Origin of the sequence: Methanosarcina sp. 1.H.A.2.2 (assembly GCF_000979975.1) — an archaeon.
GTDB lineage: Archaea > Halobacteriota > Methanosarcinia > Methanosarcinales > Methanosarcinaceae > Methanosarcina.
On the sequence record NZ_JJQL01000016.1, the window covers coordinates 25,745 to 46,941 of the forward strand.

18 protein-coding genes and 1 tRNA gene are annotated in these 21,197 nt (G+C 43.3%); 8 read left to right on the forward strand and 11 right to left on the reverse strand.

The window, feature by feature from the left end; translation table 11 throughout:
- Positions 1-113 precede the first annotated feature (113 nt).
- Positions 114-1,886, reverse strand: a complete 1,773-nt coding sequence (locus EO93_RS02995; protein ID WP_048133135.1) for an asparagine synthetase B — start codon at positions 1,884-1,886, stop codon at positions 114-116.
- 1,055 nt (positions 1,887-2,941) lie between these two features.
- On the opposite strand from EO93_RS02995, the gene EO93_RS03005 reads away from it, so the two are divergent.
- Both EO93_RS03005 and EO93_RS03010 read left to right on the forward strand, forming a co-directional pair.
- Complete coding sequence (locus EO93_RS03005; protein ID WP_048161099.1) at positions 2,942-3,985, forward strand: methionine synthase; 1,044 nt, start codon at positions 2,942-2,944, stop codon at positions 3,983-3,985.
- A gap of 136 nt (positions 3,986-4,121) precedes the next feature.
- A complete protein-coding gene (locus tag EO93_RS03010) occupies positions 4,122-5,156 on the forward strand; it encodes a methionine synthase (RefSeq protein WP_048161079.1) in 1,035 nt (344 codons plus the stop codon).
- 301 nt (positions 5,157-5,457) lie between these two features.
- Here the strand turns inward: EO93_RS03010 and EO93_RS03020 are convergent, their stop codons facing one another.
- Together EO93_RS03020 and EO93_RS03025 are read right to left on the reverse strand one after the other, a co-directional pair.
- The gene (locus EO93_RS03020; protein WP_048128601.1) at positions 5,458-5,628 is read right to left on the reverse strand and encodes a CopG family transcriptional regulator; all 171 of its coding nucleotides are present in this window, start codon (positions 5,626-5,628) and stop codon (positions 5,458-5,460) included.
- Positions 5,629-6,015: 387 nt separating this feature from the next.
- Positions 6,016-6,089, reverse strand: a tRNA-Lys gene (locus EO93_RS03025).
- 550 nt (positions 6,090-6,639) lie between these two features.
- Between EO93_RS03025 and EO93_RS03030 the strand changes: the two genes are divergently transcribed.
- The 5 genes from EO93_RS03030 to EO93_RS03050 all read left to right on the forward strand — a co-directional run bounded on the left by EO93_RS03030 (position 6,640) and on the right by EO93_RS03050 (position 8,439).
- Entirely contained in the window at positions 6,640-6,846 is a 207-nt protein-coding gene (locus tag EO93_RS03030; RefSeq protein ID WP_048130083.1) for a TRAM domain-containing protein, read from the forward strand.
- A 68-nt stretch (positions 6,847-6,914) separates the two neighbouring features.
- The gene (locus EO93_RS03035; RefSeq protein WP_048133129.1) at positions 6,915-7,121 is read left to right on the forward strand and encodes a TRAM domain-containing protein; all 207 of its coding nucleotides are present in this window, start codon (positions 6,915-6,917) and stop codon (positions 7,119-7,121) included.
- Positions 7,122-7,187: 66 nt separating this feature from the next.
- Complete coding sequence (locus EO93_RS03040) at positions 7,188-7,394, forward strand: TRAM domain-containing protein (RefSeq protein WP_048133127.1); 207 nt, start codon at positions 7,188-7,190, stop codon at positions 7,392-7,394.
- Between the two features lie 60 nt (positions 7,395-7,454).
- Complete coding sequence (locus EO93_RS03045; RefSeq protein ID WP_048133125.1) at positions 7,455-7,661, forward strand: TRAM domain-containing protein; 207 nt, start codon at positions 7,455-7,457, stop codon at positions 7,659-7,661.
- A gap of 349 nt (positions 7,662-8,010) precedes the next feature.
- Positions 8,011-8,439, forward strand: a complete 429-nt coding sequence (locus tag EO93_RS03050; RefSeq protein WP_048133123.1) for a polymer-forming cytoskeletal protein — start codon at positions 8,011-8,013, stop codon at positions 8,437-8,439.
- Between the two features lie 178 nt (positions 8,440-8,617).
- Here EO93_RS03050 and EO93_RS03055 read toward each other — a convergent pair whose 3' ends face one another.
- From EO93_RS03055 to EO93_RS03070, 4 genes are all read right to left on the reverse strand, one after another.
- Positions 8,618-9,382, reverse strand: a complete 765-nt coding sequence (locus EO93_RS03055) for an ABC transporter ATP-binding protein (RefSeq protein ID WP_048133121.1) — start codon at positions 9,380-9,382, stop codon at positions 8,618-8,620.
- 1 nt (position 9,383) lies between these two features.
- A complete protein-coding gene (locus EO93_RS03060; protein ID WP_048133119.1) occupies positions 9,384-10,172 on the reverse strand; it encodes an ABC transporter permease in 789 nt (262 codons plus the stop codon).
- A 135-nt stretch (positions 10,173-10,307) separates the two neighbouring features.
- The gene (locus tag EO93_RS03065; protein ID WP_048161081.1) at positions 10,308-11,324 is read right to left on the reverse strand and encodes an ABC transporter substrate-binding protein; all 1,017 of its coding nucleotides are present in this window, start codon (positions 11,322-11,324) and stop codon (positions 10,308-10,310) included.
- Positions 11,321-11,503: a hypothetical protein gene (locus EO93_RS03070; protein WP_048161082.1), complete on the reverse strand. Its 183-nt coding sequence runs from the start codon at positions 11,501-11,503 to the stop codon at positions 11,321-11,323. The genes EO93_RS03065 and EO93_RS03070 overlap by 4 nt, the downstream gene beginning before the upstream one ends.
- A gap of 232 nt (positions 11,504-11,735) precedes the next feature.
- Here EO93_RS03070 and EO93_RS03075 point away from each other — a divergent pair, with 232 nt between their 5' ends.
- On the forward strand, positions 11,736-12,257 hold the full coding sequence (locus tag EO93_RS03075) for a helix-turn-helix domain-containing protein (protein WP_048133115.1): 522 nt from the start codon (positions 11,736-11,738) through the stop codon (positions 12,255-12,257).
- A gap of 152 nt (positions 12,258-12,409) precedes the next feature.
- Here the strand turns inward: EO93_RS03075 and EO93_RS03080 are convergent, their stop codons facing one another.
- The 4 genes from EO93_RS03080 to nrdD all read right to left on the reverse strand — a co-directional run bounded on the left by EO93_RS03080 (position 12,410) and on the right by nrdD (position 21,127).
- The gene (locus EO93_RS03080; RefSeq protein ID WP_048161083.1) at positions 12,410-16,150 is read right to left on the reverse strand and encodes an S-layer protein domain-containing protein; all 3,741 of its coding nucleotides are present in this window, start codon (positions 16,148-16,150) and stop codon (positions 12,410-12,412) included.
- Positions 16,151-16,342: 192 nt separating this feature from the next.
- Positions 16,343-17,356, reverse strand: coding sequence for a thiamine-phosphate kinase (thiL, locus tag EO93_RS03085; protein ID WP_048161084.1), 1,014 nt, complete (start codon positions 17,354-17,356; stop codon positions 16,343-16,345).
- A gap of 560 nt (positions 17,357-17,916) precedes the next feature.
- The gene (locus EO93_RS03090) at positions 17,917-18,699 is read right to left on the reverse strand and encodes an anaerobic ribonucleoside-triphosphate reductase activating protein (RefSeq protein WP_235284087.1); all 783 of its coding nucleotides are present in this window, start codon (positions 18,697-18,699) and stop codon (positions 17,917-17,919) included.
- Between the two features lie 43 nt (positions 18,700-18,742).
- A complete protein-coding gene (nrdD, locus tag EO93_RS03095) occupies positions 18,743-21,127 on the reverse strand; it encodes an anaerobic ribonucleoside-triphosphate reductase (RefSeq protein ID WP_048161086.1) in 2,385 nt (794 codons plus the stop codon).
- Positions 21,128-21,197: the final 70 nt, after the last annotated feature.

The window sequence follows — 21,197 nt, forward strand, 5'->3', positions numbered from 1 at the left end:
ATGGCAGAACGTTGGGATAAGAAGAGGGAGAAAAGAATAACTGCAAAGTTCAGAAATTTTCTACCTGCCCTTTTCCCCAAATCTTATCGTGAGTTTTGCTCAGCCTCTATTAATTAAAGAGGCCTTTTTTCCGGGGCACCAGCCCGCTTCACAACCTTCTTGCTTCTGGACGAATAAGCTTCTCCCTTGATGCCTGCCAGGTATTCCAGAGCACTTATTCCGTTCACTGATAGAGGGTACTTTTCTTCATTTCTGTATTCCAGAATCGTTTTCAGTAGTGGATATTCTTCAATAGTTTCGTTCTCATATCTGGAAATTTTAATTCGAAGTCTCGAGATAAGAGGGTTTTCAAAGTATCTTCCCCATACCGGGTTATTCACTTTTTCATCATAGTAGCTATGAATGAATGTACTGTAATGAAGGAGTTTTTCATACCTTGAGCGCTTTTCCAGGATCTTGAGGTTCAGTATATCGGTAGTACAATCGATTTTTTTAAGGATCTCCAGATCCCCTGAATACAGACAGTCTCTGGCATATTTCTTGTAGAGGTCCTGGTTTATTCTGTATTTTATCGGAACTTTCAAAAAGAAGTTGATCAATTCTGTGTCCCAGAACGGAATTCTCCACCCAAATCTGAAAAACTCATAGGCTCTGACTGAATTGATAATAAACTTTGCTTGTCTTTCATTAAAATCAAAGTATTCTATTGCGTTTGCAAATGTTTCATTATCTTTGATTTCCAGTCCGGATGTTGATTTGCTTATCCTCTGTTTGAAGATGTTTTCAAGCTCCTGATCATAAGGCCATTTCCAGAGATTATAATGTTTTTTCAAGGAAGCTGCCAGATAGGCTTCCGAATTGAAATCCGCGGAATTGTCGAGGCAATATGGAGGAATATGGCTGCCTGCAAGCATATCTCCACTGTGTCCGGGGACGAATACTGAATTTTCTGGAATCTTTCCCTGGACCTTCAATTCTCTTACTGCCGGAAAGTCCTGCATATGTGGTAGAGATGATAGGTTTCCAGCCCATATCCGGAATAAGTCGGCTTCTTTTGAATTATAGCATTCACGCCATTTTTTCGCTGTGTATTCTACGAAAAGCCACTCATATCCGAGGGCTTCTGCAACTTGTTTGCTTATCTCTGATTCTCGGCTGCCCTTCCTTCCATAACTCATACATATTACATCATTAACTCCAAGCCTTTTCAGCATTGCAACAATGATGCGCGAATCAAGCCCACCGCTTAAAGGTACTACCAGCCGCTTTCCCTGCTTGCTGGTGCTGTCTATAAGCCTTGAGAAGGTATTTACAAGGGTTTGGTCCAGCATCTCAAGCAATTCGGTCTCAGGTAGTTCGTAGTAGTCTCCATGTAAAAATCTGAAGTAACAACAGGATTTCAGACTCTTTTCATTTTTCTGATAATTTAAAAATTCCCCGTTTCTTATCTGCTTTATGTCTTTAAAGAGTGTCTCATTACCTGTTACGTATCCTGCAACCATGAACTCTGCTGCATTTTCCTCATTCAGGTGCTGGTTAATTTTATCTTTTAAATAGTAGGCACTGTCTGATACAATAAAATTGTTTTTTGTTTTTATATAAAACAAAGGAATGCTTCTTGTTTTATCAACAGCGCAAAGTATGGTATTTTTAGTTTCGGCAACAAACGCAAACTCCCCATTTAATTGCTTGAGAAGATCTCTGATTTCTTTTTCCTTGCCCTGCCCCTCTTTACAGATTAAAGGGGATATCAACTCAGCAAGTTTTTCCGGACTCAGGAGGTTATTCTCGAAAAAGACGTTTCCTTTTAGATAACATCTGGCTCCCTTAAATTTTACTTCTTTCCAGGGATAATATTCATTCAGTAACTTTATTTCATTTTTCATCGTTCATACCCCCAAATTGGACATTTTACAGTATGTAATAAAAGTCAAAGCCCTCTGCTGTGTACCTGAAAATAATTTTTTCTTACAGCCATTTCTTAAGGAAACTTTTAAGCTGTATGGAAAAAGGCTACTGTATGAAAAAATGATATTAAGTAACCCTGTCCGTGGCAGCTGATTGGATAAAACAGAAGTTATTTTCTGCATGCTCAAAAGCAGACCAGGTATCGTTAGTGCTCCAGATACTTCAGAGCTACAACTTATTTTAGCTAAATATCTGACAGACACATTCAGAGTCTGTAAGATGGTGTTTACTGATACATATTTTATAGTGTTTCTTATTAATTTGGACATCATGTCTCCAGCTTTAAATTTCGATGGCTCTAAATAAACTATAAAGCCGGGGTTTTGTTGCATCCAGGTATAGTTTGGTGGTTTTCTCGTAGTGTATTTTGGTGGTTTTCTGTACCCGGATATATCTGGTCGAAGACACATTTTTGGTTGAATTCTGAGGATTATTTCAACAATATCAGGAAAGGGCTGAAAGTATGGGATTTTATTCTTGATCTGGCTCTTGATCCAGTTCTTGATCCTGTTTCCTGGGTCAGTCTCTGGAAAACTTAATTTCCGAAAAACTCAGTTTCCGGAAGCTCTTCTTTCTGGATCAGTTTCCAGAAATGACCTCAAAGAAGCATATTTATTTTTTCCATAAAGTGATGCGTCTCTTATGGTGTGACAACTAATCTATTTTATTCCAGTTAAGGCCATATCTAGCTATTTTCCCCCAATCAAGCCTTAATTTATTTCCCTTTAATTTCCTTATTTTTCTCACAGGAAACTTTTAAGGGAATTTTTCCCTAAAGACCTCTTTTATTATATAATCTTCAATGCCTTAAATTTCTTTCTATAATCAGTTAATTAAATAATTTATACTTTCTTTTTTTAGAAACCTCAGGGTCCATTCTGTAATTAAAAAAGCTTCAGCATCCATGCTTTTAAATTTATTATCCAGAGTAATTCCAATACTTATAATACCCGATCTGTCTTACATTACGCATATGCAGGACATCACTTTTATAGACGGAGGCAGCCTTCCCACCCCTGAGGGTCTCACGAGGGAATGGGTGAAAGTTGCAGCTGAAAACCGGGACGAGGACGAAAAACTCTTTTCTCTGGTAAGGGAGACTTTCCAGAGAAAAATCGACGTTGGAGTGCACGTTCCTACTTATCCGCAGTTTCGGGATATGATCGGGCAGTTTCTGGACATAATCAAAGATGAAAAGAACTGTTATGAGCCTTATGTGGTAAAAGAGGAGCACGCAAAAATCCTTGAGCTCGAGATAATTGACGAGGTTGCAAAGCAGTACCGAGAAGAGACAGGTGAAACTCTGGGGGTTAGAGTTTGCGTTGCTGGCCCTACGGACCTGTACCTTCAGGCTTTCGGAGCAACTGCTTTTTCAGATGCATATCATATCATGGCTCTGAATATCGAGAATTTCATAAAGCAGGCTTTTAAAGCTGCGAAAAATTTCAAAATCAGGGTTATTTCTCTGGACGAACCAAGTCTTGGAATGAACGATAGAATCCAGTTTTCTGACTCTGATATCATCTCTGCCCTTACTCTGGCTTCTACCTACGCGCGAAAACAGGGAGCAGATATGGAGATCCATCTGCACTCTCCATTAAAGTATAAACTTGTTTGCGAGACCCCTATCAATGTTATCGGGTTTGAGTATGCTGCAACTCCCTCTTACATAGATCTCATGGACAAAAAAGTCCTGGAGGATTCGAATACTTACATAAGGCTCGGGGTCTCGAGGACTGATATTTCCAGCCTTATGGGCATGGTTAACGAGACCTATGGAGTCAATGCCTGGAAAGAAAAAGAGTACATGCAAAAGATTGTAACTGACATGGAAACGCCTGAGGTCATTAAAAAGCGGCTTGAGAAAGCCTCTTCTATTCTCGGGGACTGCATAAAATATGCAAGTCCGGACTGTGGGCTGGCATACTGGCCTGACCAGGAACTTGCTTTCAGGCTGCTTGAGAATACCGCAAAAGGCGTCAACGCATTTAATGCAGAAAAGAAGCAGCTCCTATAACGATTCTCCCTGGTTAATGAATTTGTTTCACGGGAATTTGCTCTGAGAGGTAAATTCCCCGGTTTTCCCATCTGTCTTTTTATAATTTTACTGTCTTTCCAATAATGCTAAATTCTTAAAGGTATACTAAGAGGGCATGCAAGAAATCATCTTTGACGATATCGGAAGCTATCCCCTCCCTGAAGGAGTCGGCAAGGAATGGGTCCGAAACGCCTTTAAAACAAGAGCAGAAGATGAGAAACTCTTTACTGTAATCAATGATGCCTTTCAGCAGAAAATCGATGCAGGCGTAGAGGTCCCTACTTATCCTCAGTACCAGGATATGAATGAACAGTTTTTGAAGGTTATCCGGGACTCTGATTGTACTGAAAGCCCCTTTGAGGTAAAACTGGAGTGTGCAAGGATCGAAGAGCTTGAGGCTCTGGAAATGGTTGCAAAAGCCTATAAAGAAAAATTCGGGGAAACCTTAAAGGTCCGGATCTGTGTAACCGGCCCAACAGAACTTTACCTTAAGGAATTTGGGGGTACACGGTATACGGACATATATTCTCTTTTTGCAAAAAACGTAAACAAATTCGTCCGGAACTCTATGAAATCTGCAAAACATTTCAAGATCGCAACAGTTTCAATTGATGAGCCAAGCATAGGGCTGAACCCTGAACTTGCCTTTGAGGAGAACGATATAGTCTCTGCCCTTACCGAAGCCTCCAAGGCAGCGAGTAAGAGGGGGGCTGATGTGGAAATCCATCTTCATTCGCCCCTCTACTACAATTTTGCCTGTGAGACTCCTACAATCAATGTGATAGGGGTGGAGTCTGCAGGCACGCCTTCCTATCTGGAGCTTATTGACAAAAAAGTGCTTGAAGACACGGATTCTTTCCTGAGGCTCGGAATCGCAAGAACAGATATCTACTCCCTGGCAGGGGTCCTGAATGAGAAATACTGTACCAACGTCTGGAAGGATCAGCAGTATCTTCCCGAAATTGTTACACAACTGGAAACTCCGGCTGTTATTGCAAAAAGGCTGAAGCTGGCTTATAGGCGGTTTGGCGGCCTGATAAAGTATGTGGGTCCTGACTGCGGTCTGGGCGCCTGGCCCAATCAGAGGATAGCTTTTATCCTGCTTTCGAACGTTGCGCAGGGCATCAGGGATTTCAGGGAAAGTTGTTAACCCTGAAACCATTTCTTTTTGATAAGTCAACCAGAAATATTCAGAAAACTCTCTTTACTATATCCAGGTCAGCCCTCATTTTTCTTTCCAGTGGAAACTCTGCTAGACCCTGTAAATCTCATAAAATTAGTCCACTGATGTCAAAACACAGTAGAAATAATGGGGTGTTTTTTCAGGCGTCTCCGATAATTTTCGAAAATTTTCTGGTTCAGATCAGCCTTCTGATTAAGTTTTTGTTTTTTGCTTCCGCATGACTTTTCCTGTCTTCTGGCTTCATGAGCTTCTTTTTTAATTTTATAAGTTACTCATTCAGCCTTCCGCGCCTTCTATCTATGTCGTCCATCATGTCCAGCATTTTACGAATGGAAGTTCGGATAGCATCAGACTGGCTGACGAATTTTTTGTTATCTCCCACATGCCTGTTGAGGTCATCCAGGAGTTCCTGAGGGATTTCAACACTTACTTTTGGCATCAGGGTCGTACTCCAATATTTTTTTGATTTCGAATTTTGTCTTTCTGGTTGATAACTTCTTCCTTTAACTCTTATTTCTCTCTTCCATACTCGATTGGTTCTGGCTCGATTGGTTCTTTTACTGGAGAGGGTTTCAGAAAGGTCTTTAGAGTTGTTTAGAAAGATATCTGTTAGAGTTGCATAGATCTGAAAGTTGTACGATGCTTAGGAGAACATAGGGCATAAGGTTTCTCATCAGCATACTGCTTAAGACTTCAGAAACACTCTTTAGCCGGGTTATCTGAATCATCTGCGGCTAAGATTTAAGGAGTCGGATAAAGGTTTGAAAAGGATTTCCGAAAACGAATTCTATGAAAGAAAACTATAAAAAGAGATTAGTGAAATTAGCGGGCTCGAAGGGATTTGAACCCCCGGCCTATGGATTAAGAGTCCATCGCTCTGCCTGACTAAGCTACGAGCCCACGCATTGTAGTTCTCATTTTATGAGCGACTCTCACAATGTATTTCAATTATTTATAGGTTGCGCTTAAGGAAACACTCACTACATTTTTTAGAATATGAACGCAGAGTTTTTTTTTCTGCGTTCCCTTAAGATCCGGACGAATCCTTCTTTTATATGAACACGTTGCTTTTTATGGTAAAACTGCCTTTTATTATGGGCAGTTTTATTTTTTATATTAATTATTAATGACTGTCATTACTTATTGTGTTTTTGAAGTAAGAATCCTGAACTCTAGAAATCAATTTTCAGATAATCTCCCAACTTCTTTACTTTTCTTTTTTGAAATGTATTAAAGCAAAATATTATATACAAGCGGATATGAGTATGACCAATTAATTAACTTATCTGAAGCTCTATTGGGGATTAGTTCACCGTAATAGATTAAGTAGAATGCGTACTTCCTAAATTTGGTTTTTCAAGTTTGGCTTGTTAAGTACTGTTTTTACTCTTTTCTGTTCTATCGATGGAGCTTTCATAAGCTGATTAAAAAAGTCAAAGGAATGAATCTAATGTTTAGAGAAGAACGTATTTCTGTGCCCGTTGAAGAGGGCGAAACTTACGACGTAACTATTCAGGATATCGCTCGCCAGGGAGACGGCATCGCCCGTATCGAAGGCTTTGTAGTTTTTGTCCCGAATACAAGTGTTGGCGACGAAGTCCAGATTAAGGTCGAAAGGGTACTTTCGAAATTTGCATTTGCAAGCGTTGTCGAGTAAGTTTGGGTTGAGAAATCAGTTAATTATGTTAAGTTTTAATTAAAGTAATATTAAAGGAATGATTTATAATGTTCAGAGAAGAAAGTCGCTCAGTCCCTGTCGAAGAGGGCGAAGTTTATGATGTTACAATTCAGGATCTCGCTCGCCAGGGAGACGGCATCGCTCGTATTGAGGGTTTTGTAGTCTTTGTTCCTAACACCAGTGTTGGAGACGAAGTCCAGATTAAGGTCGAAAGGGTTCTTCCCAAGTTCGCATTTGCAAGTGTCGTCGAGTAAGTGTGGGTAAAAGAATCAATTTAATTAATGCTAAAAATTAACTCAAATAATTAAGGAATGGTTTTCATGTTCAGAGAAGAAAGTCGCTTAGTCCCTGTAGAAGAGGGCGAAGTTTACGATGTTACAATTCAGGATCTTGCTCGCCAGGGAGACGGCATTGCTCGAATAGAGGGCTTTGTAATCTTTGTCCCAGGCACCAAAGTCGGCGATGAAGTTCGCATTAAGGTCGAAAGGGTACTTCCGAAATTTGCATTTGCAAGCGTTGTCGAGTAAGTGCAACCGGAAAAACGACTCTGTTACGCCAAATATTACTAAATTAAAGGAATGATTTTAATGTTCAGAGAAGAAAGCAGCCCTGTTCCTGTTGAAGAAGGCGAAGTCTACGATGTTACAATCCAGGACCTTGCCCGCCAGGGAGACGGCATTGCCCGCATAGAGGGCTTTGTAGTATTTGTCCCGGGCACCAAGGTCGGCGACGAGGTCAGGATCAAAATCGAAAGGGTACTTCCCAAATACGGTTTTGCCAGCCTCGTTGAGTAAGCAGGACAATTTAATATAAGGACAATAGGACTGAAAAATCATAAATAAAGCATTTTTCAGTCTTTTTGTTGCTAATTTCAGATATTCTCACTAATTTCCGGCTTCCAGAATGTGTCGGAATCTCTTTTTTTCAGTCTGTTCTTCCTGGTTTAGTTTCCTTTGTTCATACATTAACCTTTACCAATCTTTGTTGGGACCTCCAATAGTGAACATTCGATGCTATTATATAATAGGTGTTCAATCATACTTTGAAATCCAATTGACAAAGTTTTTCCCGATGTCTTAAAAACCAGTTGTTTGCGGCTTTCTTTGATTGATAGTCGGGGACAGTAACCCAGAGTGATTTTTAATGATGCGCTTTATCAAGTACCACCCCCGGTCTAACACTTATGTGATTGAAAAAAGAGCTTTTTTTGAAGAGGACCTTATGCTGAACGGCAATGTTATTGTCGGGCAGGAAGTGAAGTTCTGGAAAAGTCTCACCGTATCGGGCAGGCTTGAACTCGGGAAAGGTTCGATTATTCAGGGCAATGTGAAAGCCGAAAGTGCCCTTATCTCTGCGGCAGCAAAAATTCTAGGGAGTATAGAAACGGTTTCCGAACTTGTTCTCCTTGACAGAGCAAGGGTAAATGTTGCGGCCTGTGAGGGGGACATCCGTGCAAGACCTGGCTGCTCTTTCGGTTCAGTAAAAGCGGGAGGGACTCTTGAGCTTGTGGGGAAGGTTGCCGTGAAAAGAGTAGAGCCGCTAACAAAAGTAATTATTCGGGCCGAACAATGATCTTCGATTTGTTCACGATTTATTCGCACCTTTTTCAGTAAATTCCTCTTTAGCAGCTTCCTCTTTAGCAGCTTCCTCTTTAGCAGTTTCCTCTTTAGCAGTTTCTTTTCCTTCAAGCCTTCAAGGAGCTCCTTCTTCGATAACTTCCTCTTTCGATAACTGCACTTTTTTCAACAATTTACCTGCTGAACCGTTCCTCTTCCAGAAGTTTGAGGACATGGTCCCTTAAACTGTTTACTTCCGGACTTGTGCGGCTACGTGGGCGTGGTAAATCCACCTTTACAATCTCCTTTACCCTTCCGGGCCTTGAGGTCATAACCACTATCCTATCAGAGAGGAAGACAGCTTCGTCCACGCTGTGCGTTACAAAAATGAATGTTACATGTTTTTGTTCCCATATCTTCAGGAGTTCATCCTGGAGTACATTTCGAGTCTGGGCATCAAGAGCTCCGAAGGGTTCGTCCATAAGGAGGACCTCAGGCTCGTTAGCAAGAGCTCTTGCAATGGCTGCTCTTTGCTGCATACCTCCTGAGAGCTCGTGTGGATAGCTGTTTTTGAACTGGCCCAGACCCACAAGGTCCAGGTACTTTTCCACCTGTTTCCGGGCTTCGCTCTTTTTGATTCCCTGCATTTCCAGCCCAAAGGTGATATTATCTATAACGGTTCTCCATGGAAAGAGAGAATACTGCTGAAAAACCATGCCCCTTTTGGGATCAGGGCCTGTTATAGGAACTCCATTGAGTGTAATCTCCCCTGAGGTCAGGGTCTCAAGCCCTGCAGTTATCCGGAGCAGTGTTGTCTTCCCGCAGCCCGAAGGGCCGAGTAGGCAGATAAACTCTCCATCCTGCACATCAAAACTTATGTTAAGCAGAGCTTCGGTCCCGTACCCCTCTTCTTTTTTTCCGAAGATCCGCGAAACCTTTTTTACACTTACTTGCCCCATTTTATACCACAGTTCCTGATTTCCATTTTAACATTTTTTCATCCACATAGTATCTGAAGAAGCGGTCTATTAAAAGACCTATGAACCCCAGCAGGAGCATATAGACGAGTACAAAATCCATCCTGTGCAGGTAATAATTGTGCCATATCTGGTAGCCGAGCCCCATGTTGCTGACTCCGAACATCTCTGCAGCTACAAGGCACATCCAGCCTACACCCATTGCAATCCTGATTCCTGCAGCAATTGAGGGCATGGCTGAGGGAATCGCAACAAAGCGGATGAGGTCTATGTTCCGGTTACAACCGAGAACCTTTGCTGCCTCAACATAAACCCTCGGTACATTTTTGAAACCCGTATAGGTATTGATGATAATGGGAAAGATCATTCCTGCAAACACAACAAAACCTGCTGCCTGATGGGTAAGCCCGAACCATATTATTGCAAAGGGGATCCAGGCAAGAGGAGGAATCGGACGCAGGATTTCTATTATAGGGTCGAGTGCCCTGTTTGCTGCTTTGAACCATCCCATGGCTATTCCCAGAGGGATTCCGAGTATAAACGCAGCAGCAATACCAATTGAAAAGTGAAGTAAACTTGTCAGGGTATCCATAAAAATTAGCCCGTTTTTGACAATCACGGAAAAAGCGATTACCACATCATAAAAACTCGGCAGAAGCAATTTGTTCTGTACGATCCTATCCGCGACAAGTTGCCATACAGCAACTACGAATATAAGTGATAATGCTTCAACGCCTTTTTCTTCAATTGTTTTTATGAAATTAATTTTCATGTCTTATTAAAAGGATTCTTAGTTTTTTATCTTTCCGGCAGTTTTCCGTTTTTAGAACAAATTGGAGTTCAAACTGCCCCTTCTTGTAATAGAGGCAGTTGAACTTATCTCAAAAATTTTCTTTAAAACTCTTTTTTATTCCTCTTTTACGGCTGCTTCGTAGAAGCTGGTGTCAAATATTTCTTCTTCTGTCAGATTTTTCTCGTTATATTTGAGTTCATACTGAATGTTAGCATACTCAACAGTTGAGTTTTCAATCAGTGCAGGATCTGTAATCCAGGCTCCATCCCATTCCTCAAGAGAAGTCTTTACAGTTTCAAGATCTGTAGTAGTCTTATTTGAATATATCTGGGCAGCTTCATCGATGTTTTCCGTGTTGTATTCGGTTGCCTTGATATGGGTCTTCACAATCTGCTCCACAAGATCCGGATGTTCCCTGATAAGTTTTCCACTAACCAGGAGCACACAGCAGGCATGGTTTGGACTCATCTCTCCAGATTGTACGATAGTACGCCCATTACCTTCTTCTTCGATAATTGTGGGGGAGGGGTGAGGCAGGAATACCGCATCAACCTGCTTGGCTAAGATTGCAGTAACAGCGTCTCCGGGGCCCATTGGAATGATTGTCACATCTTTCTCAACGTCAAGTCCATTTTTCGCGAGCCAGTCTCTGAGCAGGGTATCCTGAATTGTTCCTGGTGGGAAGGTGGCGATTTTGAGTCCCTTCAGGTCTTTAGGGCTTTCATACTCGTTCTCAGGCCTGAGAACCAGACTTGAGCCATTTATCTGTACAGGTTCAATAATCTTTGCATCAAGTCCACTGCTAAGGGCTTTAATAGCAGGGGCTGCCCCAACATAGGCTACGTCCAGATCTCCAGCCATCATAGCCTGCATTTCAGGAGCGCCTGTCGGAAACTGGTATTCATTTATTTTTTTAATTCCGTAAGGTGCAAGATCTTCTTGCCACCATCCTTTCTCATAGGCAGTCATGTATGCAATCTGGTGGGTACTCGGCTGGTAGCCGATGTTCAGTTCAGTAATTGCAGGAGCCTCTCCAGTTACGTTTTCATCCGTATCGTCGGATACACAACCGGATATGAAGATAGATGCTACCAGCAACAAAGTCAGGATAAGTATGCTTGATTTTCTCAAAACTTCACCTCAATAATTATCTCTTCTAACAATAATATCTCACCTGCTAAATAAGATATACTGGGATCGGGTTTTCTTCGGGAAAATCTGCAGGTCTTTTCCCCTTTTTTTGTTGACTTTTTAAAAGGCCTTTTACAAATATGTTTAAAAAGCCCTTCCCTCTCCTCCCATTCTTTCATTTTTTTGCTTGAAAGAACAATTCCCGTGATAATAAATTGTATTCCCTTAAGTATTAATATCCTTTGAAATTTGCTATATATAGTTTCTCAAATGCCTTTCTATTATGACCCAAATGTATTAATACATCTGGAGATATTTCTCATTCAGGACCAAAACTCCTGTGAAACGTGAATCCTTTATGCATATATTATGCATATCTAAATTGTTTACAGTGTAAGAGGTTGAATTTTTATGAATGTTGCAGACAAGGTCATTAAATCCGCATTCGAGTCCGATGAAGTGTTTCAGAAAACACTTTCCGCTGTAATTAAGGAGGACCTTAATCTGACTGCCGTGGATTTTGCGAAAAAAGCAAGTATCCCACCGAGTACCCTTTATAAGATCCTATCGGGTAACCGGGATCCCAATATCAAAACCCTCCGCCAGATTGTAAAAACGATCCGTGAAATTAAAGAGTCCGACAGCGGAGACTTTATCGCCGTAATTGCTGCCCGCTCGGTGCTCGATAACATCGTTGAGACGAAGAAAAAGATCGGTGGCCGGCTTGTCACCATCAGGGAATACTCGGCAACATCTATGGAAGAAGCAATTATCTCAGCTGTAAATGCCGAAAGGGACGGAGCAAAAGCCCTGGTCTGTGCCCCAATCGTGGGTCCCACAGTGGAAAAAATACTGAACATCCCCGTCACAACCATCGCACCGAAGAACAGCCTGATAGATGCCATCGAACGTGCGATCAAGAAGATGGAGTGAACTACCTGCCAAAGATAAAGATTTAGAATAAGTGCAGAATAATCAAATCTCTTTTTTAAAAATAGAAAAAAACCCGCGTTTTTCAGTTAACGCGGGAAATTTTAAATTCTTTTTTGTTTGAGTTTCCTGTTTTCTCAGCTTTTCTATTACTTTTACTTTTTCAGGTTTGCCGACCTGATAAGTTCATCTATCTTTGCCTGCATGGTTGCCACAGTCCAGCCGCCTTTGGTAAACATGTAAGCTATCCCGCCGCCCAGTAACAGGATAATAGTTATCAGGGCATAAAGCAGCATAGAAGACTTTTCTTTTACCGTATAGGTGGCCTCCTGCCCTCCTATTTTTACATTATAGGTGCCTGGGACCTCTTCACTGTGTTTGAAGGTCACTGATGTGCTTTCTCCTATATCAAGGGAAATCTGCTTTGAATCAACCGAACTTTCGTTCACAAACAGTTCCACGCTGTAATTCCCTGCAGCATTACCCGTGTTTTCGGCATCAATAGTGATTGTTGTTTCCTTTCCGGCTCTGACCTCTATCGGGTCAATTACCAGGTTGGAGAACTCGAAGATAGCTTCATAGTCCTTCACATCGACTTCAACGCTCTTGTCAAGGAAGCCCTCTCTGGCAGCGTTGATTTTGATTTTACCGACTTCCTCCGTGGTGAACGTAATCTTTCCGTCGGATCCGGTTTTTCCAAGGGCTTTACTATTGATTGAGACGTTTGCACCTTCAATAGGGTCTCCGCCAATTGTTTTTAATGCCTCTATGGTAATCGTATCTCCTTTATACACTGTTTCAGGAGAGACAGTGAGGCTCATCTTCTCTTTCGGAGGAATGACTTTTGCGTTCTTGTTTGCGGTGGTGTACCCGTCCTTTTCGGCGGTTATCTTGAAGGTTCCTTCCTCTTCGGCAGTGTACTCAACAATTCCATTTGCATTGGTTTTGCCTGCGCTGACCGTGTCGACCTTTACGTTGACGCCTTCTATTGAGTCGTTACCTGCATTCACCTTGATCTCAAAAGTTTCGCCTACAATAATCTCATCAGGCAAACTTATCGCGAGTTCCTTGCTGGATCCGCCTTCACCTTCGACTTCAACGAAGGGGTAGAACCTGAGAGTGTTGTCATCAGCTGTCTTGAACTTGACGTCGCCCATAATGTCAATGGTATCGTCATCACCAAGCCCGATATCATCATCGTTCTTCATTGTGATGCCGCTTTCTGAGACGCTGGAGATCTCCATCTCATCGAAGGTATCCCCATTATTAATTTCAATGTAATCATCCGAGATCTGGAAGATGCCCTGTGTGAAGACAGCAGAGGTCTCAGCACCTGCAAAAACCGTGCCGAAATGGACAATAATTATGGGTACGTCTTCTGCTTCTCCGAGTGCGGTTTCATATATGTAGTCCTGGCCAGAGGTGATGAAATCATCGTCCACGACGTCTCCGTCCTTTTCAAGCTGAACCCAGACGGATTTTCCATTAATATCGACTTCCAGGATGTTCAAAGAATAGCCGTCCTCAAGCACAAGGGCAGAACCCGAGTACATGGACTCTTTGTCATCGCTGTCTGTAAGGACTTTGGCAAGGACATTATCCGAAAGAACGCTCACATCATTAATTTTTCCGTCGACAGTACCTTTTGGATATCCTGCAAAGTATTTTTCTGCCATGAACCCGACAACTGTGAAATTGCCCCACTCGTCGTGTTCAAACTCAACAGGTTGGGGTGAGGACGTGTAGAGCAGGTTTCCTGAGGGGATTTCTCTGCCATTAAACTGCTTGATTTCCAGCTGTTCGGTTCCTATTCCCTCATCTATGTTGTAATAGAAGCCTTCAAAGTTGTAGGGCGTCCAGGTTGGAAGAGAGTCCCCAGCGGCATCTTTATCGTAGACAGTTCCGCGCAGTTCGTAAGTTCCTTCTTCTGTGGTATCAAGGACAGGGGCAAAGCGCAGTATGTTGTCATCAGCTACCTGAAGCTGTATCTTACCCATAAGGTCGATTGTGTCACCTTTATCAAGGCCTATATCGTCCTCATTCTTCATTTTTATTTCACTGCTGCTGAGGGATGTTACTTCCATTTCCCCGTAGGAATCTCCATTTGTAAGTTCCACATAGTTGTCCGAGACCTGGAAGAGACCCTGTATGAAGACTGCAGAGGTCTCAGCGCCTGCAAAAACCGTGCCGAAATGGGCAATGATTATGGGTACGTCTTCTGCTTCTCCGAGTTCGGCTTCATAGGTGTAGTCCTGGCCAGAGGTGATGAAATCATCGTCCACGACGTCTCCGTCCTTTTCAAGCTGGACCCAGACGGATTTTCCATTAACATCTACTTCCACAATGTTCAGGGAATAACCATCTTCAAGCACAAGGGCGTCTCCTGAATATGCGGACTCTTTATCATCACTGTCGATCAGGATCTTGGCAAGTACACCGTCGGATATCAGGCTTACATCGTCTATTCCTTCAACTGTGGTGTTCGCGTTAATGTAGCCTGCGAAGTATTTCTCTGCCATAAATCCTATTATCTGGTATGAGCCCCATTCTCCGTGCTCAAAGTCAGTTGTAGTAGGTTTTGTGCTGTACTCGATGTCTCCGTTACCTATGTTTCTGCCTATGCCAGTGATGGTCATCTCTTCAGAAGACACTCCGGAATCAAGGTCATAATAGAAGCCTGAATAACTCTGAGCATTCCATGTGTATGTAGTGGCCATCCCAAGGCTTTCATCCCATATCCTGTTCCCGCTTGAATAGTACTTGGACTGGACTTTCACAGTCCATGTTTTTGTAGATGAAGCATAAACGCCGTTGGGATCGGTGATCACTGCTTTAAGAGTGTTGTCGCCGGTAGTATCTCCTTTAAACTCGTATGAAGAGGAAGGTCCTGTTTGGTTTCCCTTCAACACGTCATTGACAAGCCAATCTACTTTGATATTCTGGCCGCTTATTGAATTGACATAGAAAGTCTTAGCTCCTCCCTGAGCTACCTCAACCGTCCCTTCTGAGGGGTCAACAGTGACAGGTACGCCGGTTGTTCCTACTGTCCATGTCCATTCTTTCGGTACTGTTCCGTTTACATTCTGGGCTTCTGCTCTGACCGCGTAGCTTCCTGCAGGCGCCGTATTGTTCGAATATGTGTCCGTATTGACATTTGTTGCCGAGTTTTTCACCATGGCGCCGTTGACGTACCATGTTATATTACAGAACTGGTTTGTATTGATTGCGAATTCCTGATTCTGACCTACTGTGGATGTGGGGTCCGATGTCGGGGAAAAGCTCTGGATGCTAAGCCCTTCACTTTCTACAGTCCATGTCCATTCTTTCGGTACTGTTCCGTTTACATTCTGGGCTTCTGCTCTGACCGCGTAGCTTCCTGCAGGCGCCGTATTGTTTGAATATGTGTCCGTATTGACATTTGTTGCCGAGTTTTTCACCATGGCGCCGTTGACGTACCATGTTATATTACAGAACTGGTTTGTATTGATTACGAATTCCTGATTCTGACCTACTGTGGATGTAGGGTCCGATGTCGGGGAAAAGCTCTGGATGCTAAGCCCTTCACTTTCTACAGTCCATGTCCACTCTTTCGGTACTGTTCCGTTTGCATTCTGGGCTTCTGCTCTGACCGCGTAGCTTCCTGCAGGCGCCGTATTGTTTGAATATGTGTCCGTATTGACATTTGTTGCCGAGTTTTTCACCATGGCGCCGTTGACGTACCATGTTATATTACATGTTTCATTTGTATTGATTACGAATTCCTGATTCTGACCTACTGTAGATGTAGGGTCCGATGTCGGGGAAAAACTTCCTAAACCGGGAGTAGCCCATGCAACTCCGCAAAATAGCCCCAGCACCAGAATTGCTGTAAATATTTGTAGACTAGCTTTTTTCATATTCTTATCCTTCTGAACCTTGTGCATAATTTATATAGTTACGAATTTTATAGTTACGAATTTAGTCAGTTTAACCTGAAGTTTGCTCTATTTTTGTGATCATGTGAGCTTTATCAGCCAATATTTTTTAATTTTTTCTCTCACTCCAGGCTTTTATTTTATGGGGGGTTAACATTAGTTTATTCAGGAAGGCTAATCAGCCGTTTCGGCTTTTAGTTGCTGGTATCCCCGCTGTTCTATAGTTGTCAGCCTGAATTCCGGGGATTCGAGCACAATACCCGTTTCGTACTTTGTGCATTCCCCTATGATAGTCAAGTTACATATATTTTGTACTTTTTTCAGCCGTTCCGGGTCAACTGTGAAAATGAGTTCAAAGTCTCCACCTGTGTAAAGGGCAAGTTCCAGCAGTTCCCCGGGACCTGAGGCAAACTCTCTGACTTCCGGGAGGATGGGAAGGGCATCTTCCAGGACCCTGAAACCTACCTTACTCTGTCTGGCAAGGTCGTAAAGAGACATAGCAAGTCCGTCGCTTGTATCCATCATGGATGTGACCGCACCCGACTCAGCCAGTTTCCGGGCTTCCATTGTGCGGGGAACGGGTTCAAAAAGAGCCTTCAGGACGGTTTCGCTGACCGGCTTTTTTGACTGAATCGCTTTAAGGGCGGCTCCGGCTGACCCTGTATGTCCTGTAAGACAGACAAGATCTCCGGGCTTTGCCCCTTTTCGCAGGAGTAGCTGGCTTTTTTTAACTCTTCCCAGAGCTGTCCCTGTAATTGTCAGTTCTGCGTGGGTATCGAGGTCGCCTCCGACAACAGCAGTCCCGCAGAACTCGGCGCACGCCTGTATACCTTTTGCAAGTTCTTCGACAAAAGCAATTTCAGTATCTGCAGGCATGCCTATTGCCATAAGGAGCCCTGCTGGTTCTGCACCCATGGCTGCGATATCGCTCAGGTTTACGGCTGCGGACATCCAGCCCATCTGCCAGGGGGTCATCTCTGCCGGAAAGTCCGTGGTCCTGTGCAGCATATCAGTCGTAACAACCAGGCAGCCTTCGCCTTTCAGGTCAAGGACGGCACAGTCATCGGAACCGGCACCTATAAGGAGTCCTTCCTGTCCTCTCTCCTTTCCTTCAGGAGCATTGAAAATCTCAGATAAGCGGGAGATTAAAGCGCGCTCTCCGATTGAAGATACTTTTGTTTCTTTCATGGTCATTTTTCTGGAAGCTATAGCCTGTTTTCCTTCTTGCTTGCTTTCCTTCTTTATAGATACGTATCCTTCTCCGGGTTAAAATGGACTGAGTCTATCTCCTTTATGTAACTTTTGTAACCCCGGAGGTTACACAAAAGTTTGGTGGCGTATATACAGGAGTCTTCGATATATTGTCAGGAGTACAACAGGAATATCACGGAGAAACTATGGGGAAACTTTTCGGGATACCTGTACTTCCGGATACAGGATAATAGAATTTCAGGTAAGGGGGTTTTACCAGGGGTTTAATCAGTGTCTTTTATGCTTTGGCATGTATAAGACTTTTGTAAACTTCAAATTCATTTGAACCTAAAACATATTTTTTCTGTAAAAATCTGGTAAGATCAAAATTAATAAGATATAAATTAATAGAAAGATGAAAGAGTGAATTGATCAAAATCTTTTCCGGGGAATACAGGCAAAAAAAGGGAAAAGTGCCAGTAAAATGCCATAAATATTGTAATAAATATCTGTAAATATCAGGCATCAGTAAGATTACTTAATGGTGCTAGACAATATCAGATAATTTCTTCCCCTTCTTCTTTTGTCCTTATCCTTACGTTTTCCAGGAATCCTTTTGCTATTTTCCCTAGTTCAAGAAGTTCCTCTCTCTCCAGAACCCTGTTTTTCCTGAGGTCTTCCTGCAGGCTGTGTTCCGGGATTCCCTGCTGCAGCACATAGGTAACCTCTCTATTTTTTATATGTTCCGAAATCCAGGCTGCTATCTGAGAGATTTCCTTCTCGTTTCCGATAAAACCTCTGATTGCTGTTGTCCGGAGTTCCAGTTCCAGGCCGCTGGCATCTGCAGTCTCAATCGTTTTTGCAATGGCTGATGTGATCTCTTCTGGAGTCTTTTTGACGGTACTGCTTTCCCCATTGTACGCTTTCCATCCGGTAACCTTTCCATAAAGCTCGGGATCGTCAAGAGGAGCTTTTACGTCGATAAAGAACTTATCAACCAGTTTCCGTTTAACCAGTTCTGCTGCCCTTTCAGGGTAACAACCGTTTGTGTGGATCCCAACTGCAAGCCCTAGATTTTTTGCAAACTCTGCAAGGGGGACAACAGCGTCCTGCATGAGAGGCTCACCTCCCGAAAAAACAACCGCACTTACAAAAGGTTTCGATGTTTTAATCTGCTCTTTCACAAATTCAAGTTCCACAAGACCCGGCCCTTCAAGGTACGGATGGTTCTGGCAGTAAGGACAGCGAAGAGGACATCCCCTAAAAAAGATGGTGACTGCAGCCTTTCCTATCCAGTCACAGGTTGAGATCGAAACAGTGCCTGCGTAGTTTACCTTCATAGCAGTTACCATTTCCAGTTTGCGTAAAAAGGGTTAAGGGGACTCATTTGAGTTCCCTTGTGCTGTAGCGTTTTCTGTCCTTGAGTTCCTGGCGCTTACCTTTGTTCCAGCCTTCCACGGACTGGAGATAGCCAGTAATCCTTGATAGGTGCTGCACATTTTCAGATCCGCATTTCGGGCATTTGTCAAGCAGGCCGGCGGCTACATATCCCTCGTCAGTGCATACGGTCATGTCCCGTGTGAAGGCAAAGTACCCAGTCTGTGTGTTCTTTGCTATATGCATGGCAAGTTCCTGCAGGCCGTCAGGATCCGGTTTACCTTCTCCAAGCCAGATATGCATGATGTTTCCACCGTCTACTATCGGGAAGAAAGTGTGCTCATACTTTATCCTTTCAGGCAGAGAGATATCGGCACCTGGTGGGATATGAGTTCCGTTGGTATAGTAAATGGGCAGATCGTGGGTCTCATTGAAATCTTTCTTTGCGGTTTCCAGGTCCCCTTTAATTGTGAGCTCGGCTTTGTCGGCATATTCCCTGTGCAGGAGATCTGAGACTGCAAAACGCTGGGCTGTAGTTTCCGCAGGAGTCCTTGCAAGGGCAATTTCCATATCGTTTTCCTTTGAGAGCTTCTGAGCATGCATTTTCATTTCGAACATAGCCCGGATGGCGAGCTTATACGCAACAGGAGACTCGTGGATCTGGTAGCCGGTGTGGTACTGGACCATCTCATTAATTCCTATTACTCCAATAGTATACACAAGGCTGTCGAAGTCCACAGCCATTGCTCCTTTTTCTCCGTTGTTCGGGTCCTTGGGACACTGGGCTGCAAAGGGAATCCTGTTTTTCTTGATCAGGCTGTTCATCCATTTTCGCTTGATCTTGAAAACTTCCACACCCCTGTTCATAAGGGTCTTTAGTTCGGTGAAAAGTTTCTCATCATCATATTCAGCCCTGTATGCAGCCCTGGGACAGTTTAAGGACAGAACCATCCATGAGCCCATAGAGAAATGCCTTCCATCTTTGAAATGCAGCTTGTCACCGAAGTCTTTATCGTCGGTAGGGTTTGAAGAGAACTGGTAGGCACAGCACTGGTAACATGAAATTCCTTCTCCTGCGCCCCTGTACTCGGGAAGCTGGTTGTCAAAGTAGGGAGTTCCGAATTTGGCAGCCAGTTCAAAGGTCATCCTGTAAAGCCCTTGATATGTCGGAAGTTCGGGGTGAGCCCTGTTGAACTCCTCGTTTTCTTCCATAAAGTCAGGTTCGAGAGAAATTTCCGGCTTCGGGAAGCTGAAAGGTTTGCCCCAGGCATCTCCTTCAAGCATGACATCCATAATGGCCTTAAATCCAAGCCGGACCTCTTTTTCAAATTCTCCGTAGGTTCTGAGGGGGGCCTGCTTGCCGTCACAGACCTTACCCATGGCAACAATTGGAATGTTTCTCCAGAGCTTCGGAACCCCAGGGGAAAGCTGCACGGATGAAAAGACAGTTTGCCCGCCTCTTGCGCACATCATCTGCATCATTTCATAGACGAACATCTGCATAAGCTGTCTTATCTCAACTTCGGACTTGCCTTCCAGATAGGGGGCCATAAAGGTCAGGAAATTGTAAAAGCCCTGCCCGCCTGCAAAGTTGGTCTGAGCCGAACCCATTGCCTTTACAGCATGAAGGAAAGCTACCTCTGCATTCTTTGCAGGTTTTGCAACACTTGATTGGGTGCCTACTCCATCAGGCATGAGCCCATAATAAAAGAAGTAGCGGAGGTCCCAGTCCTGGCAAAAAGGCCTTGTGCCCATGTATTCGAGGTCGTGGATATGGAAGTCCCCGTTCAGGTGCAGGTCTGCAAGCTCTTTTGGCATCAGAAGGAGATTTTGCTCTTTGGACATTTTGTCGGCTTTTCTTTTGTGGGATGTCTCAGCGTTGTTCAGCTGGTTTGCATTATCGTTTGCCCCAAAGCCGTATCCGGAGTCGATTTCGTAGGCATCGTAGACCGAAGCTCCGACTCTTGTCATGATATTTCTCCATTCTACACGCCCCCTGTCAAGAAGAATATTGTTGACTATTTCCCGGATAAGAGGTCCTGAAAGAAATTTGATATTCATCTTTCGGATGATCCTTTCCGCTTCTTTTGCAATATCAACAGCTTCTTCTTTTGTGATTGCAGGCTTGTTGTAGAAGATCTCACTTAATTTTGTTTCTTTCAGGAGCTGGCTTACAATGATATTCCTGTCCCAGTTAAGGATGAAACCTTCTGTTGTCCTTACTTTGGGGAGGGGAGAGACGGAAAGCCCATCAAGTGTCTTTTGTACGGGCTGATTATCAGATAATTGGTCTTTTTTGGGGAGGGAAGAGGTGGAGAGCCCGTCAAGTGTCTTTTGCACTGGCTGATTATCAGATAATTCATCATCGGTTAAGAGAATATCGCCTGTCATTTTCTCATCTTCAGTTGTTGTTTTAAGGAGGGATATGGAAATTATTTAAGTCGTTTTGAAGCTTAGCGGG